Origin of the sequence: Paenibacillus luteus (assembly GCF_006542765.1) — a bacterium.
GTDB lineage: Bacteria > Bacillota > Bacilli > Paenibacillales > Paenibacillaceae > Pristimantibacillus > Pristimantibacillus luteus.
The window spans coordinates 59,896-81,723 of sequence record NZ_SKCD01000009.1; the positions used below are offsets into that span (position 1 = coordinate 59,896).

12 protein-coding genes are annotated in these 21,828 nt (G+C 44.4%); 3 read left to right on the forward strand and 9 right to left on the reverse strand.

The window, feature by feature from the left end:
- Positions 1 to 176: 176 nt before the first annotated feature.
- The gene (locus E0496_RS06715) at positions 177 to 2,360 is read right to left on the reverse strand and encodes a helix-turn-helix domain-containing protein (RefSeq protein WP_141500862.1); all 2,184 of its coding nucleotides are present in this window, start codon (positions 2,358 to 2,360) and stop codon (positions 177 to 179) included.
- A 101-nt stretch (positions 2,361 to 2,461) separates the two neighbouring features.
- On the reverse strand, positions 2,462 to 2,575 hold the full coding sequence (locus E0496_RS37130) for a DUF2292 domain-containing protein (RefSeq protein WP_421923388.1): 114 nt from the start codon (positions 2,573 to 2,575) through the stop codon (positions 2,462 to 2,464).
- Positions 2,576 to 2,737: 162 nt separating this feature from the next.
- Here E0496_RS37130 and E0496_RS36830 point away from each other — a divergent pair, with 162 nt between their 5' ends.
- Entirely contained in the window at positions 2,738 to 2,869 is a 132-nt protein-coding gene (locus tag E0496_RS36830; protein ID WP_277755831.1) for a hypothetical protein, read from the forward strand.
- On the opposite strand, the gene E0496_RS06725 is transcribed toward E0496_RS36830, so the two are convergent.
- The gene (locus E0496_RS06725; RefSeq protein WP_141500863.1) at positions 2,866 to 9,336 is read right to left on the reverse strand and encodes an S-layer homology domain-containing protein; all 6,471 of its coding nucleotides are present in this window, start codon (positions 9,334 to 9,336) and stop codon (positions 2,866 to 2,868) included. The genes E0496_RS36830 and E0496_RS06725 overlap by 4 nt on opposite strands.
- 211 nt (positions 9,337 to 9,547) lie before the next feature.
- Between E0496_RS06725 and E0496_RS06730 the strand changes: the two genes are divergently transcribed.
- A complete protein-coding gene (locus E0496_RS06730; protein WP_141500864.1) occupies positions 9,548 to 11,338 on the forward strand; it encodes a sensor histidine kinase in 1,791 nt (596 codons plus the stop codon).
- Between the two features lie 24 nt (positions 11,339 to 11,362).
- Positions 11,363 to 12,913, forward strand: coding sequence for a response regulator transcription factor (locus E0496_RS06735; RefSeq protein ID WP_141500865.1), 1,551 nt, complete (start codon positions 11,363 to 11,365; stop codon positions 12,911 to 12,913).
- Here E0496_RS06735 and E0496_RS06740 read toward each other — a convergent pair.
- The 6 genes from E0496_RS06740 to E0496_RS06765 all read right to left on the reverse strand — a co-directional run bounded on the left by E0496_RS06740 (position 12,910) and on the right by E0496_RS06765 (position 21,771).
- Positions 12,910 to 15,411 (reverse strand): glycoside hydrolase family 38 N-terminal domain-containing protein, encoded by a 2,502-nt coding sequence (locus E0496_RS06740; RefSeq protein WP_141500866.1) that lies wholly within the window; start codon positions 15,409 to 15,411, stop codon positions 12,910 to 12,912. The two genes, E0496_RS06735 and E0496_RS06740, sit on opposite strands and share 4 nt — an antisense overlap.
- A gap of 27 nt (positions 15,412 to 15,438) precedes the next feature.
- Positions 15,439 to 16,257 (reverse strand): carbohydrate ABC transporter permease, encoded by an 819-nt coding sequence (locus E0496_RS06745; RefSeq protein WP_141500867.1) that lies wholly within the window; start codon positions 16,255 to 16,257, stop codon positions 15,439 to 15,441.
- A gap of 5 nt (positions 16,258 to 16,262) precedes the next feature.
- On the reverse strand, positions 16,263 to 17,132 hold the full coding sequence (locus tag E0496_RS06750; RefSeq protein ID WP_141500868.1) for a carbohydrate ABC transporter permease: 870 nt from the start codon (positions 17,130 to 17,132) through the stop codon (positions 16,263 to 16,265).
- A gap of 61 nt (positions 17,133 to 17,193) precedes the next feature.
- Positions 17,194 to 18,546 (reverse strand): ABC transporter substrate-binding protein, encoded by a 1,353-nt coding sequence (locus E0496_RS06755; RefSeq protein WP_141500869.1) that lies wholly within the window; start codon positions 18,544 to 18,546, stop codon positions 17,194 to 17,196.
- Positions 18,547 to 18,869: 323 nt separating this feature from the next.
- Positions 18,870 to 20,927: a methyl-accepting chemotaxis protein gene (locus tag E0496_RS06760; RefSeq protein ID WP_141500870.1), complete on the reverse strand. Its 2,058-nt coding sequence runs from the start codon at positions 20,925 to 20,927 to the stop codon at positions 18,870 to 18,872.
- 334 nt (positions 20,928 to 21,261) lie between these two features.
- Positions 21,262 to 21,771: an imm68 putative immunity domain-containing protein gene (locus tag E0496_RS06765; RefSeq protein ID WP_141500871.1), complete on the reverse strand. Its 510-nt coding sequence runs from the start codon at positions 21,769 to 21,771 to the stop codon at positions 21,262 to 21,264.
- Positions 21,772 to 21,828 lie beyond the last annotated feature (57 nt).

Here is a 21,828-nt window from a genome sequence, read left to right on the forward strand (position 1 = left end):
CTAATCATTTATAGGTATCGAGCCCGATGACTGCATTCTAGCATAGCCTTTTGACGTGTAAAACAATCGTTTTCTGCGTTTTTTAACAATAACGGCTATTCGCACCACCTCTTAACAATTTCGTACATTTAACAAAAACGAACCTTTCCGTTTCCAGAAAGATTCATTGATTTGAATTACCCTCCCGCCGATTGTTTTCCGTACTGTGAGGGGGAGATGCCTTCATATTTTTTAAACATGCGGGTAAACGTAATGGCATTATTGCAGCCGACCATTTTGGCCAAGTCATCAATTTTAATATTGTTTTCGTCCAGTAGCTTTTTGGCAACCTGCACACGATACATATTCAGATAGCTCTTAAAATTCTCACCTGTACGGTCTTTGAACAATCTTCCTGTATAGCCTTCCGATAATTTGAAATGGGTCGCAACATCGTTTAAGGATAGATCCTTGTGATAATTTTCGTGAATGAAAGCTAACATCTGATCTGCCAACACAGGCTCGTCCGGCTTCAAAAGCTCGCACTGATAATTAATGATGCGGCAAAACACATCCTCGATCTTCATCTCAAGCTGTTGATGAGATTCATAGGCGGAAAGCTCGGTATAAATATTATACCCTTTCACAAATACATCGTTCGGGTCCCGTTTCAGCTGCTGCAAAATCCGATTTGCCGTTGCCGCTAATGCGAATAATAATTCGGATATTCTGCTCTTTGTCAAATTTCGTTTAAACAGATTTTCCTGCGTCAACTGCTTCATTAAGCTGATGGCCTGGTCCTGCCTTCCACGTACCACGCAGGAAATAAGCTCCCGCTCCATATCCAGGGGGTAATAATAGCTTGTATCCGTTATACTTCCGATACTTTCCACGGTCAGAACCGGCTGATGGACGGTTGTCATATATCGCAATTCCAACAGCTCCAGAGCAGCTTGATATGATTCCTGCACGCCCGATAAAGATCTGGCAGGCTTGCCGATCAGAGCCGTCAAATCAAGATGAACAAGCTGCTGGAAGGAAGAGACTATTTGTTTGATTACGACTTCCAGTTCCTCCGTATGTAAGCCAAAGGTGATGATGGTAAAGCGTGATGAATCCATTTCCAGCAGCTCATGCTCCGCTCCGCTCAAGCTTTCCTTAATCATAATTTGCAGCTGCGCAATCATCTTACGAATCCCTTCCCGCGAGAACTGCTCCGCCCGATCCTCATTTTGAGATAACTCCAAAATAACCACCGTAACGGGAAGCTCGATTCTCCCCATACTGAATTCTTTGCTGCGCTGCTCAATTTGATCGCTCGACATGTACCCGAAGAGGAGATCTCTCCAATATTTTTCTTTTAAAGAAAGCTTGCTTTTCTCGGCGATTTCCAGCAGTTTTTCATTAGCCTGCACAATGGTCGAATAAGGGCGGTACGTGCTAATAGACACGATAGGCAGGATTATCGCACCAAGTAAAAGCAGAATCAAAAAAATCAGCATAGAATCTCCCAGCAAAGCGGCAACCTGCTCCTGCAGGGAATGCATATCCGTCACGTACACGTATTTCGTATCAGGCAGAACCAATGAGCTAACGAAATGGATGACCTGCTGTCCCCGCTTGATGTTTCGGTATTCAAAGGATGACTTCATTTCCATCAGCTTTTCCTCGAGAATGGCGCTTTCGACGGACAGGGGGTCGGAGGAAGACATCGTGACAATCCCATTGGCATCCAATACAGCGAAGCCTCTTTGTCCATTAGTGTCCAGCTTAGGAATCATCATGTTTTCATAAAATGAAATATAAAAAATGATTTCCCCACCTGCAGAGGTTACTTCTTTCTTCACTAAAGTGATGTATCTGTTGCTGGTATTTGTATTATTTTGATAGTGATGAACAAGTAAAATCGGATACTTGGTTTTGTTGCTCAAATAGGCTTCTCTTTCCAAATAGTTGGTTGGACTCCACCCTAAGGTTTGAAAATAATGATCCTCCACATCCGTAAACTGGGAGGTAATAATGAAATTATCGGTTGCCTTTTGAACGCCCAGAATAAGTCCATAGTTGGAAAATGAATTGACGGTCGTTGCCAGGTCCTCGCTTAGCTTCGTAATCTCGTAAAAATTTTTTTCATTATCTTGTGAGTACTTCATAATTTTCGGATTCCATTTCAATTGCTGTACGATATTCAACGCAACGCTCATTTGCGTGTCGCTCTTATCGCGAACCTGCTGCAGAAATTCCTTATGGCTGTTTAACAATTGATAATTCATGAATTGATTCGTTTTCTGAAAGAATACCCCTGTCGCCACAAACGTGTACAGCAGGACGATCGCCGTATATGCGTAAAAAATTTTAAAGAGAAACTTTCTTCTTTTCATTTAACCACCCCTTGGTAGCGCTTTCTAAATAGCTGATACCGTTTTTTCAATTGTACTTGTACCCCACCCCTCATGACAATAATTAATCCATTTATTCCAACTTAAGGACAAAAGGTTTGTTTCAAAGCGTTTTCTCTCCGTACGAAAATCTGGACGATCCGTCCGTCATGCACAATAATTTGCACGGCCCCGTACTGGAATTTCCTAATAGCCATATTCACTCGCGGCGATTCACCCGACTTCTCCGACCGGGATACGTCGCTAGCGAAAGTGTCAATTGTTGAAATCAAACCATTTTAAAAGAAAGCGCCCCCGGCATCCCGTTCCTTGCGCGCGGCTTTCGCCGCATACGCTGTCCGGGCGCCGGAGGCGCTGTAATGAATTGTTCAGAGAGCCGAGGCCGGCTTCTGCTGACGCTCCATGCTGATCAACAGCATGCCGAGCGCGATGCAAATGCCTCCAACGAGGCTTCCCCATTCCACCAAGATAATTTGGATTGCTTGACTTAGTTCACTGCCGTTATAATACCGTATACAGATTTCCCTTTATTCGAAGCGTATGGAGGGTGCATATCAAGCCTGCCGCCATTTAGCGACATAGCTGCATCCTCAAAGGCTCCCGCTACCGAATCATAACTACCATCATTATTATAGAATCCTTTCTCGAATAACAAACCGGCAAGAAAGTTGTGCACCGGCAAATCATTTTTAGTAATGATCGCAAGCGCTGTAAGATACGTCCCATCATATGGTGTATCTCCATTCATAAAAACCTTGATCCGAATATCTTGCGGTACAGTTGCGCCCAGTGGCAATGCCCACGTATTCCCATCGTCAAGAGGCCTTCCATTGAAGTCAATCTCTCCAAGTATGGTCCACGGCGAGTTCCCATCTTTACGACCTTCGAATGTTACCATCGTTCCGTCTGTTTGCGCCAAATACGCAGGGTCCATACCGCCTTCAAAAGTCAAAAAGTACTCACTCGCGTCATGTACCGATTTTGCATCCGCAATCAATTGGGCTCCGGGTGGGGGAGCTAATATTCCGTAAACCAATTTATCCGTATTGGATACATAAGGAGGATGAATGAACAATGAACCGTCCCCTGCCTTTTGAATAACGGCTCCGGAATTTGCAATGACGACAGGTGTAGTGTCTCCGACCTGCAGCGTCAATCCGCTCTCAATGATATCGAACGAAAGATAATCCAGTTGTTCATTCTTGTTTTTATCCACCGCAGCTAGAACAGTAATGTGCGTACTATCACCCGAAGTACTACCATTCTTAAAAACAGTCACACGCACTTGTTGCGGAATGGCAGACCCTAAAGGCAACGCCCATAAATCCTCACTCTCCCACGTTTTTCCTTCAAAATTGACTTCGCCTAACAGCGTCCACTCAGAAGAAGAATTTGCTCGTCCTTCCACGCTCATCGTTGTTCCGTCTGAACTTCCCAACTGCGAAGCATCTATTCCTCCGCTGAACATAAGGAAATAGCTGCTCTCCGAGCTGTCGATAATGGCGTCATCAAAAGGTAAGGCTTGCGGAATCGTCTTCTTAACTCCGGCTAGCAACCCATATATGGATCTTCCGATATTAGGTCCGTACGCAGGGTGCAGCGCTAAACGTCCTTGGTCTAGTGCCAGGAATGCATCAGTGTATTCGCCTTGTACCGACGTATACACACCTCCATCCAACAGCCCTTTTTCGAGTAAAGTTCCAGAAAGAAAGTCTACCACTTTTTTGTCGGTTGCTGTAACCACATCCAACTTGGTTAGGTACGTCATATCGTGGCTAGGGTGACCATTCATAAAAGCCGTAACACGAATCTCCTCTGGCGCATTTGAGCCCAGAGCAAGTGCCCATTGGGTTGTATCAGCCGTAATACCCTCGTATGAATTGAAATAGAGATCTGCAAAGTTTTTCTTGCCCAAGATCGTCCAATCTGAAGCTCCTTCATTTCGCACCTCGAATATCAACGTTACTCCGTCGGTGTTAGGAACAGAAGAAGCATCCATACCGCCCTTGAACGAAAGGAAATACTCACTACTGGGATTTTGGGCTACGATTTCATTAAATGATTTTGCCTCTTGCACACTTTTCAACACGCCGTAAACAGATTGGCCTTCTGCTTTCCCATAAGGGGGATGAAAGTCCAAGCGATTGCTTAATTTCATTACGGCTCCCGAATCGCTGAAAACTTCTGCGTCATTCGTGAATTCACCGTATTTATATACCCCTACTTCGGTTAGTGTCCCTGTCAAATAATCGTAGACGGTTCCATTGTGGTTCTGCGTATCTATAATCTTTAAAGTAGTAAGAATTGTGGAATCAAAAGATGAATGTGAATTTCTGGAAACTGTCACTCTGATTTCCTCCGGCAAACGTTGACCTAGAGGCAATCCCCAGTTTTCATTACTATTAAACGCAATTCGCTTAAAGTTCTTCCTTCCAATGGTGTACCACTCATCGCTCGAAGTATCACGTCCCTCAAATATGACACTTGTGCCGTCCGTGGCCATCAAATCGCTGTAAGTCATGCCGCCATCAATCTCCAAGAAATATCGGCTATCAGGCGAGTCAGCAATTGCATCGTCCAGCTTATCAGCTTCCGGAATGTTAACTGTAAACTTGTCCAGCTTAGCCCTCGTAGCTTTGGCATTCGCGAGTGTTTGAGCAAACGCGGCATCGTCAGATCTGCCCATGTAGAACAACTCCGTGGAAGTCATTGCCTTGTAGTTGACGACACCTTCTGCTCCCGAGTTCACCTGAGTTTCAACATCAGCAAAAAAGTCATACAGCGTATACTGTGTGTTCTTACTACCTACCGGTATATGGACTTCGCCATGCGATATTGCGTCCCGATAGAAATGATGGAATTTCCGACCGTCATCGATTGTTTCATAAGAATTGACGCCTTGGTCAACAAATGTTGCTTTATCCCAGATGACAGCGGAAGTACCTCCGGGGACTTCATACAAATGCACCGCTAGACCTGCATCGGCATCGACTTCCGGCTTCACATCCGCAAATTCCATCGCTTTAGCAGCTATCGCTCTATACATAGCCTCCTTCGCTGGCGTTAATTGCTTACGATTGGAAATGTCGGCGTTAATATACACGATCTCATTGCTGCCACGGACAACTCTCGAGATCAGCGGCGTTATGCCGTCGTCAGCCTTAACCAGCACTTGGCTGCCCACAAGCCCATAAATATCCAAATCGGCTGTAAGAACTGAGCCATTGACCGTGTAGCTAATCGTTTTTTGTGTTGGAGTTAGAGATTGCAGCGTTAAACCTACAATCCCACTCGGGTCAATTCGATGGCTATTCAACGAAGTACCCCAGTTTCCGAATCCATCCCATGTCAAATCTTTATCCATCGGAGTCAAATCAATAATACCCGTAGCCTTAGAGAACGGCACGAACGAATGGGTAACAAGCGCTTTGTCTGCTCCCACGCTTAACCAATCCTCAAGGGCTTGTTCGTGCTTAGGGCTTGATTCCGCCGGGGAGTATACAATGACCTTCGCATCTTTGGCGTAATCGTCAAAGCCTTCCTTCCCTGCCGAATCGAACGGGATGTGCAGTTGATCCAGTACATTCGCGATATTCCCTGCCTGGTCATAGGAATTGATTGATCCGGCTTGGTATTCCAGCACCGAGCGACTGGACACGAGTACGGTCGACTTTATAGGCTGCAACTCAGAGCTTTCCCTGTGCGATTGCAAAAACCCTTCTGCTCCCGAATACCAATTGGCATACCTGTCCCATGTATATTTTGGATCATAGACAGAAACCTTGTGCCAACTGCCTTCCATATATTGATTGTTGTAATCAATCGGTTTGGATACAGTTGTGCTGTCGTAATAATAAGCATAAGCAACTTCCCATGAATGTTTGGCAGGACCATGACCTGTTTCATTAATTTCTGCAATAAGCGACATGTCGTGGCCATACTTATTCATATTGTCGGTATAATATCTCATCGTGTGATAGAATGTTGTGTTTTGCCCAGGATTTCCAAAGTATTCGTAACCGACTTTTTCAATATTCCGCAGCATCCCCATCATATAGGTATCCGTACCGTTCATCGTATCCTCTGTATTGAAGGATGCAAACAGGTTCATACCGATAGAGTCTGCATAGTCTCCTAGCTTCTGATAAAACTTTAGATGCTCATAGTGCCATAGTGCATTAAACAGGTACAAGTTTCGCTTAATTTTGTCGTGGCCGATACTCGCTTGCGGTTCGCTGACAGGTACATACTCGTCCCATGATGTCAATGAAGCAGGATTCGTGTAGCTTAATGCATTAAAATTGGCTACATCGCTTGGCGTAATAGGGTAATCCGAGTATATATTCAAATAATCCCAGAAGAACACATGCTTAAATCCACCTGCACCATCACCAATCCACATGCCTTCATCCGTACGATTCAAATCTTCTCTGAAGGATTGGACCGTAGCATCGCCATATCCCCATCTTCCATCCCAGGGCCAGACGTAATCGACAAGCAGGAATTCCTTGAAGCCTTGTCTCTTCGCCTCGTCGACAATGCTCGTCAAAGCCTTGAATACAGCCGGCTGTGTCGTGTCTTCTCCATGAGCGGGGAAGAAGTACGGGCTGTTTCGATCGTCTCCGATTCTAACCAATGCATCGTCTGTTGACTCCACATAGTGAGTGTAATAAGGGAACGATTTATTGATTTCAAACATGGATTTGATGCCGGCAGCATTTAATTTATCTACCGATTCCCGGTTCGCTCCAAACATGGCGACGCTGAAATCAACGCCGAATTGACCGGGCCACTCCTTGCCCATTTCGATGTATTCGTCAATTCGATTCCATGCGTCTTGCGAATGATCCGCAATGAAAATTTTAGGCACACGGGTTTGTCCATCGTACTCATTCTGAACCGAAAAAATCTCAGAAGTTTCAGGGAAAACCTCATTGAACTTCGATACGTCAAACATTTGTGGTTGATACGCTGTATTTGTGTGTACTTTGAAATTCGTAATTTGAGTGTCCAATTCCGCGGTGCTGCCGGATAGTGCGACTTCAAATCGAGTAATTTCGTACGCACGTTGACGTGCTCCGGCGTAATCCGGGTTGGAGCCGTTATATTGGCCGTCGTATGTTCCCTGAAATTGACTTAAATCTATGGTCACCTGATGAGATCCCGTCAATACATTCACAGGCAATGCATACTCGAAAATATTAACCCCTGATCCCGGCTTATAGAAGCGATTAATATATCTTATTTTTACCGTTGTATTTATGTTTTTCGTTGTCGCAATATCGAAAGTTACCTTTGTCATACCGTCTACATACTGAGGTTGAGAAAATACGAGCTCTTTTGCATCGGCGCTATAATTGCTCCAGATGGCTTGCACGCCTTCCTTTACCTGATTCAGTTCAACGTCCCCGGTTTGATAAAAGTATACTTTAACCGGGCCGACATTAACGGTACAGCTTTTCGTTATGCCATTGACCGTTGCGGTTATCGTCGTTATTCTTTGACTCTTGGTCAATGATTTCAAAGCTTCAATGCTTGCAGCCTTAACTTTTCCAGAAGCATCAACCGTTGCAATTGCCGGATTGCTCGATGTCCAGACAATACCGCTGGCCAAGCTTGAAGGATTTGTGGTTGCCACTAACTGATGTTCTTCACCTGCTAGCAATTGCAAGGATGATTGATCAAGCGATAGTGTTGAAGGTTCTGCCGGAACATTCGGGACGGTTGTCACTGTTGTACTTGAAGAACCTACAGCGAGCTCCGTTCCACTTGGGATGTTTTTTCCGTCCTTGCCTTCCATAAGAAGCACGGTGTTCTTGGCAAGCTCCGAGCTGCGGAGTTGACCAATTCTCGTTGCCGCATTGGCTTTAATTATAACGTTCGAGCCCTTGACAACCAGCTTGTCGACTTTCGCATTATGCACAACAACTGTCAGATTTGAGGTATTCACTTCAATATAATCAATGTCACCCTGTAGAATAATATTTTCCTGTCCATCGTCCACATAAACGGATGATACGGATGCATGATCGGTAACCTGAATTCTAATATTGCCGCCAACCTTGGCAATAATGACGTTACCCACTTTGCTATTACCTGTAATAATGATCGAATTGACTCCGCCGCCGCGTACAATGACATCACCACCTACAGTAACGTCATTTAGCGTAACATTGCCTTCCCCAACTCCATCGCCGAGCACCAGATTACCGCTAATGGTCATTCCCTTCAATGTCACGTTACTGGTTCTAACGAGAAGATTACCGGTAATATCATCACTGTAAGTACCCTCGCTGCTAATTAATTCGCCCGTCAATTGATAGAGCACATGAGCAAACTCAGCACGGCTAATCGGCTCCTTAGGACGTAGTTCTTTGTCCTCGGTAATAGGCAAGTCCGCCAGATAACCGTTCCCGGCAAGCGCCTTAACATACTCGACAGCCCAAGGCGATACTCGGGCGTGGTCCTTATACTCGGCGATCTGAGCATCCGATGCTGCCGGTAACTTGAATGCCCTAGCTAATACGGCATATGCCTCTTCGTGTGTAATTGCACGTTCAGGAGACATTTGACTGCCTGTCGCATTTACGCCAACTAACGTTTTCATATACTTGGCTTTGGCAATTTCCTCGGCGTACCAAGCCGTCTTGGGAACGTCTGTGACCCCAGCAAGGTCAGCCTTATGAATCGCGCCGAAAGCACGGTTCATAATAGCGGCTAATTGCGCCCTGGTCATTATGCCCTTTGGAGAAATTTTGAGCTCCTTGGTGCTTGTGCCATTCATTAAACCTTGGTCAATAGCAAACTGCAATGCCTCTGTCGACCAATCATTCGGCATATCAACAAACTTCACTGCAGCTTCATCTGTCAATTGACGCGCCGATACCGAAGCTGGCAATATGCTGGCGACAATTAACACATGCACAAGCATCCAACACATCATTTTTCTTAACCTCATTAAATATACCCCCAGTTCGTTATATACTTTCAAGTGCCAACCAATAACTGTTAGCGCTTTCAAATTTATTTTACGAACATAAGGGGTTTAGTTAAATAGATTATTGTACAACAACCATGTGGATTATCCTCCATCTATCCAAAATGAATGTGGATCTATGTTACAATCACTTTAATTACATGCCGAAAGAGCAGAGGAGTGACCTGGCCTGATGCTTAAGAGCCTGCAAGCCAAGCTTTTTATAACCTATATGCTCATTCTTATTCTGCTCGGCGTTGGAGTAGCGATTCCGATCTATACCTATTTAGAAAACAATATTGAAGATAATATTACGAGCAATTTAAATGAAATTATAACCAACATTACTGGAAACCTCGAGGATTATTCAACCGAGTTTAATATGATCAGCACTCAATTTTATATGAGCTACGATAATACTGGTCACAATATGATTGATTATCTTAAAAACCTTACCTCCTCCAACAATGAATTGGAAGAGTTCTACTCCCGTCAATCCATTGATAGATTCCTCTTGCTGATGAACTCGATTTATCAGAATTATTATCGCATCTCTGTGTTTAATGAATCAGGGGAACAGTTCTCCACTAAGCCCGTTCAGCTGACTCTCGCTCAATCCATTCTGCACGACAACTGGCTATCGCCAGCTAGAAGTGCGGAAGGAGCCGCTGTCATTCGTTTTGATTCAGGTGATCACTGGATGCCAAGCAATAATGTCTCTACCGTCTCGTTTACTCGCGCACTGGACAGTATTAACCAATCCAGCTATATCGAAGTCCAGATCGAAGCCGCGAATATTGTCGGTCTTTACAAAGTCTCGCAATTAACCGATTATCACTTCCTCATTGTAGCCCACGACGAAGTGATTTGGACAAGCTCTAGTGCACCTGACCATCTCTTAGCAAATGATATCATCCGCTATCGGAATTTCATTCAAGAGTCTTCCAAGCAGTCGTTCGTCCATCAAACTACCGATAGGAATGAACACTTATTTATGCAATCCTCGGATAGAATGGATCTTTCTGTTGTACTTGCCATTCCCGAGAACAAGCTGCTTGGTCCTATTAAATTGTTTCGCAATGTCGCTCTACTCACGATATTTGTTGTTCTATTCTTCTCCGTAATCTTGTTTCTGATCCTTTCCAAAGCTTTAACCTCACCTTTAACTAAGCTGAAAAAAGTGATTGATTCCATAGATCTTGAAGACAACAAGCTTGAAATTGAAAACAAATACAAAATGAACGAGATTGAACGAATTAACCGCTCGTTTCGTCGAATGAATGAACGATTGCACCATTCCCTTGAAGAGACGATTCATTTTCGAACCATGCAATTGCAGTCCCATTTCAATTCACTGCAGTCCCAGATCAATCCCCATTTTCTATTCAACATGCTTGGAGTCATTCAGGCTCTGAGCAGGAACAAGCAAACCGAACAGCTAACTTACATTTGCAGCAACCTGGCTGACTTTCTCAGGTATTCCATTGAAACAAGATCCGCTATCGTCATGCTCGATAAGGAGGCTGCTTATACGACGAAATATCTTGAATTAATGAAATCACGTTATTTGCACCGCTTGCATTATGACATACAAATTGACGACGCACTAGCCAACCTATTGTTGCCTAAACTCACCCTGCAGCCCTTGGTAGAGAATTGTATTCAGCATGGCTTTCCCGATGATGATCGTCCATTAATTATTAAGCTGCATGCTACCGTTGACTCGCAAGAGTGGAGAATAACCATATGCGACAATGGGGTGGGATGGACACTCGATAACCTGAACCGTTGTAAAACGGAAATTGAAAATTATATTTCAGGGCTCGATACGGAGCCCAATGCGCAATTGACATTCGGCGGGATGGGACTGATCAGCACAATGGCCAGAATGAAGCTGTTTGCGAAAGAGTCATTTACGTATGAATTGAAGAACAACCCGGACCACGGCTCATCCGTCATTCTAATTGGAAAAATCATAAACTAACGCATAATAGAGGGAGACAGACGTATGAGAATAATCCTAGTAGATGATGAGCCGATCTTTATCGAGGAACTGAAGCATTTGATTAGGCAGTTTAATAACGATTACCCAGAGATCCCCTTGCAGGTCATTCATGAATTTTATAACGGACAGAAAGCAATTGAGCAAATTCCAGCTTTGCTTCCGGACATTATATTCACCGACATACAGATGCTGGGAGTAGACGGCCTGCAGCTTGCCCGGACCATTCAACAAAGATGGCCTGCCATTAAGGTTGTCTTGGTAAGCGGACATTCTACTTTCGACTACGCACGAGAGGCGATGCGCTCCAACGTAGCCGATTATTTGCTCAAACCTTTGTCTAACGAAGTCTTCAATCAAACGATCCTGAATCTGTACAAGCAGCAACAGCAAAAAGCGACTTTACGCAGCCAAGAAATTATAAAGAGGATGCTCCTCTCGGAGCATCCTCTAGAAATTCCCACTGAAATCAAAGAAATGATATTTCCTTACGAGCAATACGTTCTGATTCTCATTTCACAAAACCAATCGTCTATAGATATAGACTTTATGTTTCCGCAAACGCAGGATCCCACTGAGTTCTATCTTGATTCCCTCCGTCCGTTTGTAAGCGCTCCTGATGAGCTCTGGGCATTTGCCACAAAGTCTGGCAAAGAAATCGCCGTGCTCATCGCTGGATATGAGCTGCCTAGAAGCCTATTGGATAAAATTATGGCACATACGCAGACGTATTTCTACCATGCTGATGAGCCTGTGACCATTGTGTACAGCGAGCGATTCCAAATAATTGAAAAACTCAAAGAGGTCTATGTGCTATTAAATGAGCGTCTGTACGGAAGTGTTGTAATCGGCAAGCATCAGCTCATTAGGGCTGCCGAAGCACCCAGCACAGTCCGTCCATTCGCTGTCCTTCTGACCGTCTCCGATGAATACAAGCTTGTTTCCTATTTGTCAAACAAGGACTGGTCTTCGATTAAACGATATATCCTTCAAATATTTCAGATTGCGGAAAAGGAACAAACCCCTTCCATTTATCTTGAGAAATATTTAAAAAGAATACTGCATTTGATCGAGAACCAATCCCCTGTACCTGACATTAATGTGTTAAAGAAGCTCGAATTACGGGTAGAGGAGCTTGTCTATACAACGCCTACTTTTCAGGAGGCTGCCGAAGCTTACTGGAATTTTATTGTACACACGTGGAATCCTGAAACTAAAAACAATCGCAGAGAAGATCTTTATCAACAAATCGAGACTTATATGAAAACAAATATGAGAGAACCGTTGTCGATTCAAGATCTCACAACCATATTCCAGATTTCTAATACGAATTTGTGGAATTTATTCCGAGACTACAGCGGCAAATCGTTTGTCGAATTGCTCACAACCTTGCGCATGAATAAAGCCAAGGAGCTTATAGACACTTACCCCTCGATGCTGCTGAAGGATATTGCCGAATTCGTCGGATATCGGGATCAGCATTACTTTAGCCGCGTCTTCAAAACAGTCGTTGGCTTGACTCCATCTGAATATCGAAACCCGGAGGATCGAGCTTAATTTTCCATTAAGCCCGTCTCTGTCAACGACTTCGTTACCGTGCTAAGCCGAAACGTCTTGATTTCGAATTCATTGAAATGTATTTCTTGTTCTATGCCGAACAAAGGAATTTGAAGTGCCGTGGTTCGGCTCCTCCCCGTAGGCTCGAACAAACGGATAATATAATCGTCGCCAAACTCTACTTTCTTGAAAGCCGCCAATTGAATAACTTGGTCGTCCAGAATAACAAGAGGCTGTGCGGGTACTCCGGCCCCGGAAGGAAATACTGAGAGCGCAACCGGCTTTTCATTATGGATCAATGCTTCTCTATCTGCACGATCAAGAGACTCATCGTATCGTCCGCCATCAAACCAGAAATTAAACGTCCGTTCGCCAATATCTATTCGTGGAGAATAGCGATCCTGAAGCATGATGGTTCTACTTCTATCAAACCCAGAATCGTCGAAGGCGGAATGTCCCGTGTAACCTGGCGATCGCAGCAAGGAAATTCTGACTTCCCCATTCTGGTAGTCGGATCCATATACCCCGTCATTTATACATGTAAACATCGCATCGTCCTCTTGCGAGGCAACTGCCGACCACTTCTGTGACACAGCCTCTGAGCCATCATCAGGCAGTTTGTCTATGCCATAAGCTGTTTGACCCAAATACTTAGCTTCTGCAAATTCAGTGGGGATGGAAAGCTTCAGCATCTTGCTCTTCTCATTCCAATGCACGACCATTTGAACCTGAACCTTGGTTCCACGCTTGGGCAGCTTGTACGTTTGGCATATCGCCGAGCTGCCATATTGCAAGAGCACTTCGACGACAGTCCGAACTTCGCCATCCTCAATGACTCTTACCGAAGAAACAGCGGTTTCAGTCGTACCGGAGAACTTCGCTCCAGCTTCCGGCGTCATCAGCTCAAATTGCCCTAACACATCTGAAAAACGATATACCGCCATTCCCCACGCATCGTCGTCATCGTCTATGACCAGCGGCAGGAAAGCGTTGCTCTTCAGAAAATCTATTCCATTCACACAATACTTATCCATCAGTCCGGTGCTAGCACTGATTACAACTTCCAGCTCTTCCGTAACAAACGTAAATTTCCCATCCTGCTCCTGAAGCTGCACCTTGGGCTTCTCCGGTATAAATTGTGTGCTGCAATCAAACCGATTCATCTGCGAAGGCTCTAGAACTGCATAGAAGGATACCCTTTTTCTCCAATCGAAAAAGTTTAAATTGCTCAGTTGCTTTTCAACCTGGCTGGCAATGAGATTTCCGTTCTGGCGAATAACGGGCCAAGCAAAATCGGGTCCCCAGTTCTGATCAGCAAGAACAAATTCGCATTCAAAAATACCTGCAACGCGGAATGGATGCGGATTGTATACCATGATCGGTATTTCCCCCTCCAGAGCAGCGGACTGACCGTTCATGAGTGCAAAGAAAGCTCTCGCTCTTAGTCTGGAGACGATCTCTAAACCATGATCCATAATTCGTAGGGATGATTGTTCAACGGGCTCGACGGATGAACCTGGCAATATATCGTGGAATTGTGCCGTTGCCAGATCAAGGTGGACTTCGTGTATTTCCGACGCCGGATATGTCATATAGCCCTGAATAGAAGCGCTTGATAGCATTTTCTCAAGCAAGTAGGTTTCGTTCTCCAACAATCGGTGCTTCTGCTTAATTCTGATCTGGGACGTATAACAACCTACCTGGTTGGGATTTAGGCTCCTCTCAAACTTAGGAAGGACCGTATTGTGTTCCCTTATTTCTTGGAAATACGCCTCCGGGTTAGAATGAATGAGCACATCTTGCTTCAAACTGCTCATCATTTCGCCAATCCTATCGAGATCTAGTCTAGATGGCCCTCCGCCATGATTGCCGACTCCCCATGCAATTAATCCAACCTGCTTGTCCTTATGGGCATCCATCCACTTGTCGATTTTCTCTGCCGCTTTGCCCATGGCTGAATTGTACCCTGGATAGATGCGATGAACAGCTATTTCTGATCCGTCAAATCCTACCCAAGTAAAATCCTCTGCCGGCAAGCTTAGCTCACGACTATCCGGTCTCATGAAAATATAAGAATCAAATCCGCTTTTTTTAAGGATTTGTACCAAGCCACGACTATGTCCAAACGTATCGAAATTAACGGCCGTTGTCGGTTCCGCATCGAATTTTTGTTTGAAATAACTTCTGCCGAGCAGAATCTGTCTGACGATCGACTCTCCTGATGGCATATTGCAGTCCGGCTGTAAATACCAACCGCCAATGATATTCCATTTCCCTTGCTTTACGAGCTTCTGAATTCGAACAAACAGCTCTGGCTCGTACTCTTCAATCCATTTATATAAGATAACCTCATTATGGTTAAAGACGAAGCCCTCGTACTCTTCGCATAGCTGCGCTGCCGAACGGAAAGTAGATACGGCAGCGGCAGCGCCCTCCTCCCACTCCCATTGCCATACGGGATCAAGGTGTGCATTGCAAAGTAAGTGTATGTTTCTCAAATCACCCAATCCTTCCTTTTTCCTGAATTAACTTTTGACTGCGCCGGCGGTTAGCCCCGAAATAATGTACCTCTGCATGAATAAATAAAGAATAATGACCGGAAACGAGACGATAACAATATTGGCAAAGACCAGATTCCAGTCGCTTGAATGCTGCCCCATAAAAAAATAGATCGTAACGCTGAGCGTATACCTGCTCGCTGTATTCAGGAAATAAAACGGAGTAAAGAAGTCGTTCCAGATGGACATGAAAGCCACGATTACCGCGGTAGCCGTAGCCGGCTTAAGCAATGGAAAAATGATTTTGAAAAACAGGCTGACTCGACCAATCCCATCAATCATGGCCGCTTCATCTAATTCTCTGGGAATACCTTTAATAAAAGAAATGTACAGGTAAGTTGTGAAAGCAAAATTTCCAGATACATATAAGAGAATGACACCCATGTAGGTTCGGACAAGCCCAAGAGAATCCATTAAATAAAACGTGGTTATCACTGTAATCGGCAAAATAATTCCCGTAATAATAAGCATCTCTGTGATTCTGGTTGTTGCGCTATTTCGTCTCTGAATGATAAAGGCAGTCAATGAACATAGAATAATGAGCACAATGATTGAGCCTACTGTCACAACGGAGGTGTTCCAAAATGCTTGCGGGATTTTGGCCGCCTTCAGCACTTCCTCATAGTTCTTCAACACGTTCCAAACTTTGGGCAAGGATAGGCTCATCTCTGCAGCATCTGCTTTTGTCTTGAAAGAATTTATGACGACCAGATACAACGGTATCGCTACAAAACCGCTGATTAGGATCGCAATAAACTCCGCGATGTATCTCTTCCATTTCTTCAATAGAATCACCTTTCAGTAGGTCGGTTTAAAATTCGGTTAACCAGCAGAACGACAACAAGCACGATGACGAATAGCAATAGATTCGCCGCTGTCGCCTCTCCATTGCGGCCATTGGAAAATGCCCGGTAGACCAGCGTGTTCAATACACTCGAAGCACTTCCAGGTCCGCCTCCCGTCAAAGCATACACAATATCAAACACTTTCAATCCCCCAATTAAATTGAGGATGACGGTCGTATTCAAGACAGGCATAATCATTGGGACCGTTATGTCCTTAATCATGCGCCACGAGGAAGCTCCATCAATTCGTGCTGATTCAATCACATCCTGCGAAATGGTCTGCAATGCAGCAAGAAACAACATCATCGAAAAACCGGTCCATTTCCATATCTCAACAAGGCTAATCGAATAAATAACGATGGAAGGATCGGTTAGCCAAGAGCGCTTAAGCGCATCAAGGTGAACAAGCTCCAAAAAACCATTAAGCAACCCATTACTCGGATGCATGAATGACACAAAAGCTGTTGCTACGCCTACCGTACTCAATATGGCAGGAAAAAAGATTACGGAACGAAGAAACAAAACCGATTTCAGCTTTTGATTGGCGAAGATAGCCAGAAAGAACCCAAGCAATACTTTAAACACCGTCGTTATCGCTGCAAATATAAAGGTATTCTTGAAAGCAAGGATCGCATCATCATCTTCGAACAGAATCCTGAAGTTGTCGAATCCAACCCATCGCGTAACTTGAAAGGCAGCATCCATATTCGTAAAGGCAAAATAGAAAGCCGCCAACGAGGGTACAATAAAAAATACACCAAACAGAATGAGACCCGGAACTAGCAGCATATGAGAATAGTAATATCGTTGAAGCATAGGACACCTCGAGAGAAAGAAGGGGGCGGCTGCTTACGCAGAATCCAACCCCTTCTCCGCTTTATTTGAAATTCGGATCTTCTTTGGCTTTCGCATTTTTCTCAAAATCTTTCTGTATGCCTTCCATAACCTGAGCCGGAGTTCTTCTATCCTTCACAAGAACTTCTTGCAAATAGCTTGGGAAATTGGCGTCATAAGCATATTTTATCTTGTAGGGATCTCCAGCGAAAACTTTGCCTGCATCGGAGAACGCCTTGGCCTCTATCTCAGCAGGCGTTAGTGTAAGCTTAGATACGCCTTTAATTGTTGGAATACCGCCTTCATTGCTGAAGTAGACATCTTGCGTCGCAACAGATTCAAAATAATTAATGAATTTTTGCGCTGCTTCCTGATTTTTTCCTTTTGGAACAAATATGGCATTAGGAGCAAACGCCGTAGCATATGATTGATCGCCGTCGAACGGCATAATAAAGGAGCCAATATCGTTAACTTGATCCGGGAACTTGGTGACGATATCGTTCATTACCCAGGTAGCCATGAAATACATAGCGGCATCCCCATTCGTCAATGCTTGCTGCGCGTTGTCATACGTATCAGAGAGAACATCCTTATTCGTATACCCTTTCTCGAATATATCCTTAAGGAATGTGATACCCGTCTCTTTATTTTTCCAATCAGTCAGCTTTGCCTCGTTCTTCTCTATTTTCTTCAACAAATCACTATCCGCTGGACGTGCGCCGGATTGATGCGGGGCAAGCTGCAATGTCCATGAATCCTTGCCGGATAAATATACAGGTGTTTTGCCCGCCTCTTTGATAACGTCTGCCGTCACCCAGAATTCGTCCATAGTAGTTGGAATTTCTAGATTTAAGCTCTCAAATACCTTCTTATTGTAGAGCACTACCCCAATATTAGCTCCACCGTAAGGGGCACCGTACACATGCCCATCACTGCTTAAGTAGTTCCATGCACTGCTGTCGAAATTCGCGATCCATTCTTGATCATCCTGTGGCACGAATACGTCTGAAAGCTTGCCGAGACCCGAATTATCATTCGTATCCGGGTAGTAGAAAAGGAGATCCGGAATGTCCTTTGTCGCGAATTTCGTCTTGATCAGATTATCGCCGTCTGTACCTTCCGGAACCTTCTCAATTTCTAACGATATGCCTGCCTTATCTGCTGCATCCATCAGAACAGCATCAATGCCTGTTTTGAACCAGCTCGCATGACCGATAGCCTTCAAGGTAACTTTCTCGACCGGTTGCTCCGAAGGAGCCTGCTCCGCGCTGTTGCTTGCCTGAGGCGTTTGATTGTTTGGAGCAGCGTTATTGTTGTTTCCGCAGCCTGCTACGATTAAAATGCTTGCGAGCAAAAGCAACGGTGAATACTTTCTCTTTTTCAATGAATTCAACATTTTTTGACCTCCGTTTTTGTAAGTAATGTTGCTTACACTCTTATCTTAAGGACATATCCCTTTATAATAAATAGAAAATCCTACACGTAGCATGTGGATAATTGTACAGTGGGAAATTAGAATTTAACATAGCCAAAGCAAAAGAGACAGCACCCCAAGGGCGCTGTCTCTTTGTCGTAAAAATAACGGTCTTCTCCTGTTTATCGCTCCAGCAAAAACCCCGCGTCATCTGTTTAATCGTACACGGCAAAAGCCCTTACCATGATCATATACTCTTCAAAATAAAAAGGCGCCCATTCGGACACCTTTTGACGCTAAATCCACTATAGCTTAAATTTATCCACAACCGCTTGCAATTCGACTGCCATACGGGTCAGATGGGACGAAGACGAAGATATATCTTCCATCGAAGCAAGCTGCTGTTCCGTTGCGGCCGATACTGTCTGTGCACCTGCCGCCGTCGATTGAGAAACATGCGAGATGTCTTTAATCGCCTTCACGACTTGTGTTGTCCCTATAGAAATCTGCTCTGCCGTCATCGTCACCTCGCGTACTTGGTTATCCACTTCGTCGACAGAACGTTCAATCTCGGCGAACAGCCTACCCGCCATTTGAACGACATTCATGCCTACGCTCACTTCATCTGTAGTTACTCGCATTGAATTTTCCACAGCGCTGATTTCGTCGCGAATAGCGACAATTAGAGCAGCGACCTTCTCCGTCGACTTCGTTGATTGCTCGGCCAACTTCCTAACTTCTGCCGCAACTACGGCAAATCCGCGACCTTGCTCCCCCGCCCTAGCTGCCTCAATTGCTGCATTTAACGCTAGTATATTGGTTTGCTGGGATATAGATGAAATAGCTTCAATAATCTGGCTAATTTCCGTTGAAGTATGAACCAAATGGCTAATGACGTCAGCCAATCCGTCGACTGAGCTGTTTATTGAGCTCATTTGCTGCACGGCGCTTTGAACAGCTTGTCCGCCTTCGGTTGATTTCACCAAAACCTGCTCTGTCATAGTTGCAGCCGTATGAGCATGATCGACAATTTGCTGTATTTTACCCGAAACGTCATGGATTGTTCCCGCACTTTCGTCGACTAAGCTTACCTGCTCATTGGCGCCATCCGCCATCTGCTCAATTGTGCCTGCAATATACTCCGTAGCGGAAGCGGTTTGTCCTGCGCTTGCCGATAATTGTTCTGACGAAGCTGCTAACTGATTAGCAGAATGGCCTACTTCAGACAAGACCGATCTAAGCGAATCGACCATTGAATTAAAGGTAGCACCAAGCTCTCCAAACTCGTCTTTCGACTTAACGTCCACCCGCCGACTCAAATTTCCCTCGCTAATGATCCGGGATGTATTCGTTAGAGCTCTCAATGGCTTCGTTATTGAACGAACGATAAAAAACATCAGGCACGCTCCAATAAGCGTGAACACCACTACTACAATTAACGTATTGTTTAGAATGGGAGCCGCTGTACGTGTAACCTCACTTGGAGAACGATCGCCCGCAATTTTCCAACCCGTTAATGAATTCGTAATGTAGATCAAACGCCGAGTATCACCATCCGGAGATACTTGTTCAATTTGACCTGACTCTTCACTAAACAAAGCTGGCGGTTGATCGGTTGTATTAGCTGGTGATTCCTCTGTTGCATTTGTATTGACACTAGTATTGGCATTGGCGTCGGCACTATTAGTCCCCTCCTGCGCTTCACCTACCCCCCAAGGAGGAGGAACAATGCCGAATCCATCGGAGCTGAGAATAATAATAAAGCCATTCTCGCCGATTTTCACATCGCTAACGATTTGCTTCAACTCAGTCAAATTAAGCACGACGGCGACTACCGACTGACCATTAGCTGAAGCTTTTACTACAGCTACAACCGTGTTTCCCGTTTCCGTAGACGTATACGGCTCCGTAATAACGACCGTGCCATTACTCTTAATCGCTTCCGTGTAGAATGTACTTTCTTTCGGATTGTAATCCGAGGCAAGCTTTAGACTGCTAGGGGCATAAAGATAATCACCGCTGCTCTGAACAAACGTGACTGCTTCAACCTCGGGGTGGTTCTGTGCATACACATTAAGCTGCTCACTAGCCGATTGATTCGATAGCTGTTGCGACAACATATCTACATCAGTAATCTTTGCTTGTATGTACTGGTCAACCATTTTACTAACAAGGGAAATATCGGTTGTAGCCATGCTCTGCAGCTGATCATCTACTTTATTTTTTGCGGTTATGTAAGAAAAACCTCCAATTGCTAAGCTAGGCAGCAACAGGATAAGCATGAACGAGATGACTAGTTTGTTTCTGACTGAGCTGAGCTTAATCTTAAACTTAGAATGAAATGGCTTTTTAACGGTTTCCATCTAGATGTCTCCTTCATCTAAAAATTGGTTACCTCGATTATAGTCCATTTCAAATTTTTACATATGAACCTAAACTTAAGCTCCGCTGAAGAGACGCTGAAAGTATATCTATCTTAGGGGGAGGCCATTTATTAATGAAGCTAATGTTTAAATTCTGAGCAGATAACCAGTTGTGCCATCGCTTGAAAAGGAAACAAACGATTCACACCTGCTCTATTTGAAATCATTTGAACCGTAATTTTTTCGAAGCATGGGGTTATTCAAATGGTAAAAAAAAAATCATGGGTTTGGGGGCAAAAAGGTGCCCGGATCGTATCGCTCTGTCCAGGAACAATCAATACGGCAATGGGCCGCCAAGAAGCAGCTCATCTGCAATCATTTTTGCCTTTTCCGCAAGCTCCTTCATATCATCGGTCGGAACAAGCTTGGCTAAATCGTAGGACAGTGGATTACGGAAAAACTTGTTCAATTCATTCTGAAGCAGCCTTCTTTTTTCTTCAGAGGCATCAATATAAAGTTTGCGCGGCTGCCTAGCCTCATCCAAATCATGCAAATCGATATAGCCTGAGATAAGACTCTCCAACACAATGGCTGAAAGATCGATTAATGCACCGCAGGCAATATCAAGTTCTACCCGAAACTTGCCGTTAGCACTTCTCATATCAAATCCAATATATCCACCGTTTTTCAAGTCCCCTTCAGAAAGCAGAATATCGAAACCCAAGTCCTTTAAAATCTGATCAAGCGTCACATCCGTTAAGTCCAATTGTTCCAAATAGTCTATTAATGCAAGGGAATCATCAGAAACGCCAATTAAATCTCCCCACCATTTGCTTATGTACATGTTCATCTCCACTTTCTTTTGAGAATTAATAAGTTATCTAATTTGGTAATCGTTTCC

What these genes read in the sequence shown, in the direction of transcription:
- E0496_RS06715 (WP_141500862.1), bottom strand. Translation starts at nt 2,360, where the DNA reads ATGAAAAGAAGAAAGTTTCTCTTTAAAATTTTTTACGCATATACGGCG.
- E0496_RS37130 (WP_421923388.1), bottom strand. Translation starts at nt 2,575, where the DNA reads ATGGCTATTAGGAAATTCCAGTACGGGGCCGTGCAAATTATTGTGCAT.
- E0496_RS36830 (WP_277755831.1), top strand. Translation starts at nt 2,738, where the DNA reads ATGAATTGTTCAGAGAGCCGAGGCCGGCTTCTGCTGACGCTCCATGCT.
- E0496_RS06725 (WP_141500863.1), bottom strand. Translation starts at nt 9,336, where the DNA reads ATGAGGTTAAGAAAAATGATGTGTTGGATGCTTGTGCATGTGTTAATT.
- E0496_RS06730 (WP_141500864.1), top strand. Translation starts at nt 9,548, where the DNA reads ATGCTTAAGAGCCTGCAAGCCAAGCTTTTTATAACCTATATGCTCATT.
- E0496_RS06735 (WP_141500865.1), top strand. Translation starts at nt 11,363, where the DNA reads ATGAGAATAATCCTAGTAGATGATGAGCCGATCTTTATCGAGGAACTG.
- E0496_RS06750 (WP_141500868.1), bottom strand. Translation starts at nt 17,132, where the DNA reads ATGCTTCAACGATATTACTATTCTCATATGCTGCTAGTTCCGGGTCTC.
- E0496_RS06755 (WP_141500869.1), bottom strand. Translation starts at nt 18,546, where the DNA reads ATGTTGAATTCATTGAAAAAGAGAAAGTATTCACCGTTGCTTTTGCTC.
- E0496_RS06760 (WP_141500870.1), bottom strand. Translation starts at nt 20,927, where the DNA reads ATGGAAACCGTTAAAAAGCCATTTCATTCTAAGTTTAAGATTAAGCTC.
- E0496_RS06765 (WP_141500871.1), bottom strand. Translation starts at nt 21,771, where the DNA reads ATGTACATAAGCAAATGGTGGGGAGATTTAATTGGCGTTTCTGATGAT.